General features: G+C 61.8%; 5 protein-coding genes. All 5 read right to left on the bottom strand.

Features of this window, described 5'->3' with window-relative positions; all coding sequences use genetic code 11:
• Positions 1-120: 120 nt before the first annotated feature.
• Positions 121-624 carry a DinB family protein gene (locus SGJ19_24005; GenBank protein ID MDZ4783323.1) on the bottom strand — a complete coding sequence of 168 codons (504 nt, stop codon included), beginning with the start codon at positions 622-624 and terminating at the stop codon, positions 121-123.
• Positions 625-721: 97 nt separating this feature from the next.
• Positions 722-2464, bottom strand: a complete 1743-nt coding sequence (locus tag SGJ19_24000; protein MDZ4783322.1) for a c-type cytochrome domain-containing protein — start codon at positions 2462-2464, stop codon at positions 722-724.
• 133 nt (positions 2465-2597) lie between these two features.
• The gene (locus SGJ19_23995) at positions 2598-5018 is read right to left on the bottom strand and encodes a DUF1549 domain-containing protein (protein ID MDZ4783321.1); all 2421 of its coding nucleotides are present in this window, start codon (positions 5016-5018) and stop codon (positions 2598-2600) included.
• A gap of 1 nt (position 5019) precedes the next feature.
• Entirely contained in the window at positions 5020-7431 is a 2412-nt protein-coding gene (locus tag SGJ19_23990; GenBank protein ID MDZ4783320.1) for a PPC domain-containing protein, read from the bottom strand.
• A gap of 180 nt (positions 7432-7611) precedes the next feature.
• Positions 7612-8499: DUF1501 domain-containing protein (locus SGJ19_23985; protein ID MDZ4783319.1), on the bottom strand; the 888-nt coding region annotated here is incomplete at its 5' end.

Here is an 8499-nt window from a genome sequence, read left to right as displayed (position 1 = left end):
ATTCGGGAAGACGTGGCGAGGAATTGTACGCAACAGTCGAGCAACGCCAACTCAGTCCCCTTTCGCTCCGCGAAAGGTGCTGGGCCTCTCGCGGCGCGAAAAGGAAACAGTGGACCGTCGTTATGACTCGTCACCCGAGGGCCCGTACATGCCGGGAATCGGCACGTCGTTGAGTCGCAAATAGACCAGCAGAATCGCCCGGTGGTGAATCGTGTGATTAATCACGAAGGAGCGGATCACCGACGCCCGGGGCATGGTGAAAATGGTGCGTCCGCCCATCAAGAGCGACCAGTTGTCTTGCATGGACGCGTCCGGAGCCGCGGCAATGGCCTTCCGCGCGGCGGAGACGTTCTTGTCGAAGCTCTCCAGAATCGCCGCGCGGGATGGCAACGACGGGGTACGGTACGGCTCCGAACCGGGCGGGGAAATGTCCCAGGAATCGCCCTGCAACGTCCCTGCGACCCAGCCGGGAATCTCGGCCAGGTGATTGGCGTTCCAGCCGATCGTGTGCGACTTGGGATGCGCTTGCCAATCGAGCTTGTCGTCCGGCACGCGTTCCAGCGCCTTGCGCGTGCTGGCCATCTCTTGTTCGAACTCAGGCAAAATCAATTCGGCGTAATTCATGGAAGTAAACCTGCGACGTGGAGCGCGTTCAAAGCCAAGCAAATCAGAAACATTGCCCCGCGCGTTGTCAACACGCCGCTCAACGCGCGACTCCCTCTTACTTCCCCGAGTTGGCTTGCGCCGTAACATTGGCCGCCTGAGCGGCCTGATTCGCCTCGGCGTGCGCGGTGTCCGCGGCAGCTTTCGCCGCGGCAACGGCATCGGTCGCCGCCTGGGCAGCCGCCGTCGCCTGGTTAGCCGCTTGCTCCATCGCGGCGCGATCGGCGGTGAGTTGAGCGGCCTCTGCCTGCAATGCGCTCAGCCGTGCCGCAATTTCCGCCAGCGCCGCGGATTTCTCCTCGAGAGATTTCGTCGCCGCAGCCGCGTTGGCAGCGGCCTGTTCGGCGGCGAACACTGCCGCTTGGGCCTTCGCCGCTTCGGCCTCGGCGAACATCTGCAAGGTCGGCGGATTCGACAACAGATTGCCGACCAGCGCGCCGTCCGCAACATTCCATAGTCGCACTTCGCCGGTCCAATCGCCAGCAGCAACTTGCGCATCATCGTGCGTGAATACACATTGCAGCGCCAGATCATGGAAGGCGTCGAACGCGCGCAGCTGCGCGCCGTTGGCGTCCCAGATCTTGACGACGCGATCGCGCCCCGCGGACACCAACCGGCCGTCATGCGAGAAGCTGACGCACGCCGCGCCGCCGCCATGCGCGTCCCAACTCTTGATCAGCGAGCCGTTTTCCATTTCCCACAGCTTGATCGTCCCGTCTTCACTGGCGCTGGCCAGCAAGTTGGCGTCGCCACGCCACGAGACGCTGGTGATCCCGAGATTGTGTCCCTTCAAGTTCTGATATTCGCGAGCCGTCTCAGCTTCCCAGACGAACAACCCATTGCTGCGGTCGCCCGTTGCGAGCAGCACGCCGTCAGGGCTGTATTCAATCGAGGTCACCCAATCGGTGTGCTTCTTGATCTCGAACAGCAGACTCCCATCGGCTACGGAAAAGATGCGTACGATCTTTTTCGGTCCGCCCAGCGCCACCTGCGTGTGATCGTCGTTGATGTCGGCCGCTAGCACGGCGTCGAGCTCATCGCCGATTTCCGCGACGCGCTGGCCGTTCGTGACGTCGAATAACACGACCTTGCCGGAGTGCCCTCCGCGCCCGCCGCCCGCGAGCAGCAACGCGCCGGAACGGCTGAACTTCAACACATACGGCGTTCCTTCCGGAAACGGCAACACGCCCAGCAATCGCGATGTTTCGGTGTGATACAGCGAAATCTGCTTCTGCCCAGCGATCGCCACGACCGGCGCCCAGGGACTCGCGGCGATTGCCGTCACGGCCGCGGCGCGCGAGGTGTGTACGATCGGCTGGCGCGAAAGTCCCTCGGGCATCGCGGCCGGACCTGCCGGCTTCCCGGCGCCGACCGAGACCTTGAGCTCCACCTTGGGCTTGGCCTTCACCTTGGCCACGGAGCCGGAGTTTTCAAGCGCCCCTTGCGTGATCCACTCCTTGATCGTATTCAACTCGGGTTCCGGCAATTTATCCTGATCCGGCGGCATCTCCGGCGATTCCGCGTGCGAGACGAGCGCCCACAATCGCGAAGAGTCCGCGTCTCCAGCGGTGACTACCTCGCCGCTCGCCCCGCCGCGCATGAGCGCCGCAAAGTTATCGACGCGCAGATCGCTCTTGGCGTCGCTCTCGCCATGGCAGGTAAAGCAATGCTGTCGCAAGATTGGCTGCACGTGCTCGTCGTAAGTAATCTTCGCCGCCGGCGCAGCCTCGTCAGCGCGGGCAAACGATGATACGCCGTTGAGAAGCAAACCGAAAAACAAAACTTGCCAAGCGAATTTCATAGGCGTGATCACAATTCCGTCTGTAGCCGGCCTCTGTGAGGCCGGTGGAGAGGACGTGGACAATGGAACAATCGGTTGTTTGGAGAACGACGTCTTGCGCGGTCGAGGTCATCGACCTCGGCTACAGAAGACATTAGTGGTTAAACAAAAACTCCCGCGAATTCAGCACTGCCCAGAAGACGTCTTCGATTCCCCGTTGTGGATCTTCCGCCGCGGCGACAATCTGCAACAACTTCTCCCCTTCTTCCGCGGTCGGCTTCCGGCAGAACGCGCGAACGTAAATCAATTCGATCACCTCCGTCGGCGACTTGCCGGCGTCCACCAAGCGTTTCACAACGCCGCCATCACGGACCTTGGTTTCCACGGTGTCGCCATTCAGCAAATGCAATGACTGCGACAAGGTCGGATCGGTCTTCACCTCCGATACCGCGCACGTCGTCCGCGTCGCGCGTCCGAATGTCGTCAGGAAATACGTTGACACGCCGCCGTCGGCGATCTGCACGGCCCGTGCGCCGATCGGCAGGCCTTGGAACTTATCCTTGGTTTCCGTCACTTCGCTGATCGAGTCGAGCAAATTCTCCGCCTTGATGCGGCGAATGCGAGCATGGGCGAAGTTCAATTCATCGCTCGCGTTGCTCTCGTTACGTCGGCTGGAACGTTGATAGGCGTTCGAGTTGCAAATGTCGCGCACCAACTGCTTGAAATCGTAGTTGTATTGCGTGAAGCGATCCCCCAACGCCTGGAACAACTCCGGGTTGCTCGCCGGATTGCTGACGCGGATATCGTCGATCGGTTCGACAATCCCGACGCCAAAGAAATGCTCCCAGACGCGGTTCGCCACGCTCGTCGCGAAAAAAGGATTCTTCGGCGAGGCGAGCCATTCGGCCAACACCACGCGCCGATCCTTCCCCGTCACGTCCGGAGTATCGCCCCCCAGAAACTTCGGGGGCATTGCGCGTCCGCCGACCGGGTGACCGACCTCGCCGCTACTCGAATTGAAGACGATCGTTTCGCGATAGTCCTCGCCTCCCTTACGGCCAATTTGCGAGAAGAAGGCGGCGAAGCTGTAGTAGTCGTCCATCGTCCAGCGATCGAACGGGTGGTTGTGGCATTGGGCGCATTGCGTGCGCATGCCCATGAACACCTGCGCGACGTTTTCCGCCGTCTTGAGCGTATCGCGTTCGATCTGATAGTAATTTGTCGGCGGGTTGGTGAACGTACCGCCGTTCGCGCCGAGCAGTTCCTGCACCATCAGGTTGAGCGGCATGTTCGACGAAATGCGTTCGGTCAGCCAGTTGGAGTAGAGAAACATCGACTTGTAGCTGACGTCGTTGTTGCTCTTCACCATCAACAACTCGGCCCACTTCATGGCCCAGATTTCGGAGAACTCCTTGCGCTCCAGCAAGCGATCGACAAGTTTCGCCCGCTTCGCCGGATCGGCGTCGGCGGTGAATTCCTGAAACTCCTGTTCGCTCGGCAGCACGCCGGTGATGTCGATCGTCACGCGCCGCAGGAACACGTCGTCGCTGCACAACTCGCTGGGCTCGAGGCGTAGTTTCTGCAATTTGGCATTCACCAACTCATCAACGTAATTGACCGGCGTTTCCGTCGGCGGCGTGTATTGCAGGTCCTTCGGCAACACCAGAGCCTGGCTTCCCACGGTGTGCGTGGCGAAGCGGGCCATCACGAAGGCCTCGCCACGATTGGCCGCCGTGACCATGCCGTCCGGGCTGATTGCGGCCGAGTTGTCGTTGTTGGTGAGAAACACGGCCAGATTCGTCACGTCGCGATCCGTCCCGTCGGCGTACTTCGCTCGGGCGATCATCTGCTGCGTCGCGCCCTCTCCTTCCAACACGAACTGCCGCGGATAAAGCTCCACGCTCAACACTTCCGGGACCGCGCTCGGATCATTCGGCGCGCCGGCATCGAGCCAGCGCAACATCGTTTGGTAATACTCGGACTCCGGCGCGAACCGCTTCCCGCCAGAATGCGGTACCGCGCCGACCGTTTTCTCCATCAACAAACTTTCCGCCGGCAATGCAAGGTTGATCCGCCGGCAACTCAGTTCGTGCGTGATGCGAAAATGATCGCCGTCCGGATCGTAGCCGAACAACGACAAACGGAAACCGTCTTTCCCGCGCGCCGCGCCGTGGCAACTGCCGGTGTTGCAACCGGTCCGCATGAAAATCGGCATCACGTCCAGCTTGAAACTGACCGGGCGATCCACCGCGGCTTGCTTGACGACCAGCGGAATCTCCGCCGTATGCCCGGCATAGTCGACTTGAATCGCCGCCTCGCCGTCGGCGACCGGATAAATCATCGGCCCCTCGAACCGCACAATCGCCGCATTCGTGGGCGTCAATGTCGCTTGCGCGGTGACATCGAGCGTCACGCCGTCACTGCGCGTGGCCATCACGACGAGCGGCTGGCGATCGCGCGACGTGCTCAATTCCACGGCAGGCGGAAAGACGTCGATCTTGGTGATCGTCGCTTCGCCCTGCGCGGCGACGATCAATGACATCCACGCGGATAGAAAAACGAATGTACGTGCCATTTCAGGAGCCAGCCTCGGGGGTCGGCGCGGGTTGTTGTTTGGCGGCCTTCGCCTTCTGGCGATCGGCCCGCAGTTGTTCCAGGCGAGTTAAGCGTTTCTCTGGTGGCGCGTCCGGCGCCGGCGCGGCGGCCACGGCAGGCGCTTCCGCCGGAGCGTCGGCCTTCGGCGGCAGTGGTTCATCGATGCGCAATTCGCCTGTACCGATCATGTGCGTGATCGGCTCGCCGTCTTGCGTGAGAATTACGCGGCACAGCAGCGTCACATGTTTGCCGACCGGTGAGTTCGCCGTCGTCGTCAACTTAAACACCGCTTCGGTCGACTCCGGCGTGATCTCATTCGGCGTCGTGGTGACTTCGTTCGGCAAACCAAGCAACTCCACGGTGGCCTTGCCGGTAAACTCTTTGTTCTTCGCCACCTTGATGAAGAGCTCCGTCTCCTTGCCCTTTTCGACCGCCGCCGACTCGTAGGTGAATCCCACATACGGCTCCGCCACGTCAAGCGTCGCCAGTTGCGACGACACCAGCACGCTGCCATTGCCGACCGGCGCGGAACCCATCACGGCGATCTTCCACTTCCGCACTTCCGCGCCGCCGTTGGCCGTCAGCGGCAGATTGATCTCCGTCGCCCCCTCCGGAATGGCCACGCTACTTGGCGAGCCGACGCCCGGCGGGTTGTAGAGCATATAGACGGTGATCGGCGCCGTGTAACCTTCCTGTCGCGTGGCGCGGATCTTTAACTCCATCGAGCCGTCGCGCACCAACGGCACTTTTGGTTCGATGACTTCGATGCTGTACGGCGCCGCGGCGGTCACGGCCGTAGCAGCGCGTTGCTCAATGTGCGTCCAGACTTGAATGTTGTTCTGCCCACGGACCATTGACGTGGTTTGTTCCAGATGTCCTTCGAGGACGAAGGCCGGATCGGTCGTCTTGCCGACGATATCCGCCAATCGTCCGGCCATCGGCGCATCGGCCGCGGCTGTGAACAGCACCGGCACGATGGTCTGGTTCGCCGGCATGTTTTCAGTTTCGATGGTCACGCCCGGCGGCAAATCCTGGACGTCGATCGCCAACTCGCCGCCAAAGTCCGCGCGCGACGCGCTCACTAGCGCGGCCGTTCGATTTCCTTGCGGAATGTCGATGGTCACGTCGACAAACTGCGAACGCTCCGGCAAGCCCATCACCAATCGCGGTTTGACCGGCGCGAGCTCAATCCGATACGCATACGACGGGCCACCCTTGCCGAGGTGATCATTCACCGCGACGACATACTCGTCATCCTCCGGCAACGTCACTCGCAAGTACGCGTCAGGCCCGCCACTGTCGTCGTTGCCGGCCACGCCGGCGCCGCCGATGCGATAGACGTTCATCACGGGATCGAGTGGCGAGCGAATGCCGCGAGCGAGCCCGCGAATTTCCAGCACCTGCCCCTGCTTGCCGGCGAACTTGAAGCAATCGATATCGCCCGGCTCGGAGATCACGCCACCGAGCGCCATCGGCGCTGCGAAGGATGTCGCCGATGCGCCATCGTTGTTCGGCTCCGCTTCCAAGGTGTTCGCTAAATCGCCTAGGCGAAACACATTCGCCGAAGGGGCGATGCCCAACTCGTCCTTGGCGAACAAGCCGAACCGCGCCGGCATCTCCATCGGCAGCGTCACTTGCTCGGTTTTCTCACCCAACAAGTCGCCGAGCCAACGCACCGTCAGCGTTTCGCCCGGCTTGCCGCCTGCCGGCACCGTGGCATGCGGTCGCGGAAAGCGCCCCACGTGCAAGCGATAAACGCACGAGCTATTGCCGCCGTAAGCCGTCTCGCGCACCTGAATGATATATTGTCCATCTTCCGGGGCGATCATCGAAGCAACCGAATCCTGCCACACAAGCGCGTCGTCGTCATTGCGCGACAGCTCGAAGCGCTTCAAATCCAGGATCGCCACATACGGATCGTAGAACGCATAGCCCAGGCGGATGCCTTCAATCTCGGCGGTGACGCGTTCCCCCTTCTTCGCTTCGACAAGGTAGTAGTCGACGTCCTCGTTCTCGGTCACGCCCGCGACCGTCTGATCTAACTCGATTTTTTGCGGCGCGGCGAAGTCGTTGTTCGGTTCCGCCTCGTTCACCACCGCCAGCGCGCCGACGTAGAACGTCCGCAATTCGCTGATGCCGGTCGTCGTGCGCACGCGCATCGCATGAGCCCCGAGCCGGCAATCCGGCGCGATCGCCACTTTCGCGGTCACGGTTCCATCCGCCGCGGCCAGGCTCTTCACCTCGAACCCGGCGTCGTAGAACAGAATCTCTTCGGCGTCCGCCAATCGCCCGCCGTTAAAGCTGAGATCGACCTCGGTCCCACGTTGCGCGCCATAGGGCGTAATGGATCCAAGACTCGGACTCGCAGCGCCCGAATCCTGCGTTGACCACACTACTAAGGCAGCGGCACACACCCACCATTTGGCATTACGCTGCGATTCAAAGCGTGAATTCATATATGAGCCTGTAACTTGTGGCAGACCACTGTCGCCTTTCGCTCCGCGGAAGGGCGCCTATTCGCGGAGCGAAAGGCCACTATGCCTCTGCGCCTCCGCGGTGAAATACGCGATCGGCTACGCCAGCAAACCCTTCCGCACCTGGCCGCCGTCGACGATTTCGATCGGCCGGTCGCCCGGCGCCATCAATTCCTTGTCGGCGACGATGCCCAGTTGGTGATACACGGTCGTGGCCAAATCCTGCGGCTCGATCGGTTCGTCTTCCGGCTCGCTCGCCACGGCGTTCGACGAGCCGAAAATCGAACCGCGCTTGATGCCGCCGCCAGCGAGCACCACGCTGAATACCTTCGGCCAATGGTCGCGCCCCGCGGTGCCGTTGATCTTCGGCGTCCGGCCGAACTCGCTGGACACCATCACGAGCGTCGTGTCGAGCAATCCTTGACGTTCCAGGTCGGTGATTAACATCGCAAACGCCTGATCGAAAGCCGGCATCGATCCGCGCATGCCCTGCGCGATGCCGTTATGCATGTCCCAGCCGCCGTAAGTGAGCGACACGAGCCGCACGCCCGCGGCCACCAGGCGACGGGCCATCAACATCCGCTGTCCAGCTTCATTGCGACCATACGCGTCGCGCAGTTCGGCCGGTTCGGCGTCGATATTGAACGCTTCGCGCGCCGCTTGCGAACTGATCAGGCTGTAGGCCCGCTCGTAGAACGTATCCATCGCGTCCAGCTTGTCCGACTCTTCCATTTTCTTGAAATAGTCGTTCACCGCCTCGAGCGCCGTCTTGCGGCGTCCGAATCGATTGTCGTCGACGCCGCCGGGCAGATTGAGATCGCGCACTTGGAAGCCGCCCGCTGCCGGATCGGCGCCCAGGCTGAACGGCGCGAACGACGAGCTGAGATAGCCCGTCCCCGCGAACTCGTTCGGTTGATTCGGAATGCACACGTACGGCGGCAAGTTGTTGCGCGGGCCGAACTCGTGGCTCACCACGCTGCCCATGCT

The organism is Planctomycetia bacterium, from assembly GCA_034440135.1.
In the GTDB taxonomy this organism is placed as follows: domain Bacteria; phylum Planctomycetota; class Planctomycetia; order Pirellulales; family JALHLM01; genus JALHLM01.
The sequence above is the reverse complement of the archived record's forward strand: the minus strand, read 5'-3'. Positions and strand labels throughout refer to the sequence as shown.

Excerpts from the sequence above, each read along its gene's own strand:
- SGJ19_24005 (MDZ4783323.1), bottom strand. The coding sequence starts at position 624 with ATGAATTACGCCGAATTGATTTTGCCTGAGTTCGAACAAGAGATGGCC.
- SGJ19_24000 (MDZ4783322.1), bottom strand. The coding sequence starts at position 2,464 with ATGAAATTCGCTTGGCAAGTTTTGTTTTTCGGTTTGCTTCTCAACGGC.
- SGJ19_23995 (MDZ4783321.1), bottom strand. The coding sequence starts at position 5,018 with ATGGCACGTACATTCGTTTTTCTATCCGCGTGGATGTCATTGATCGTC.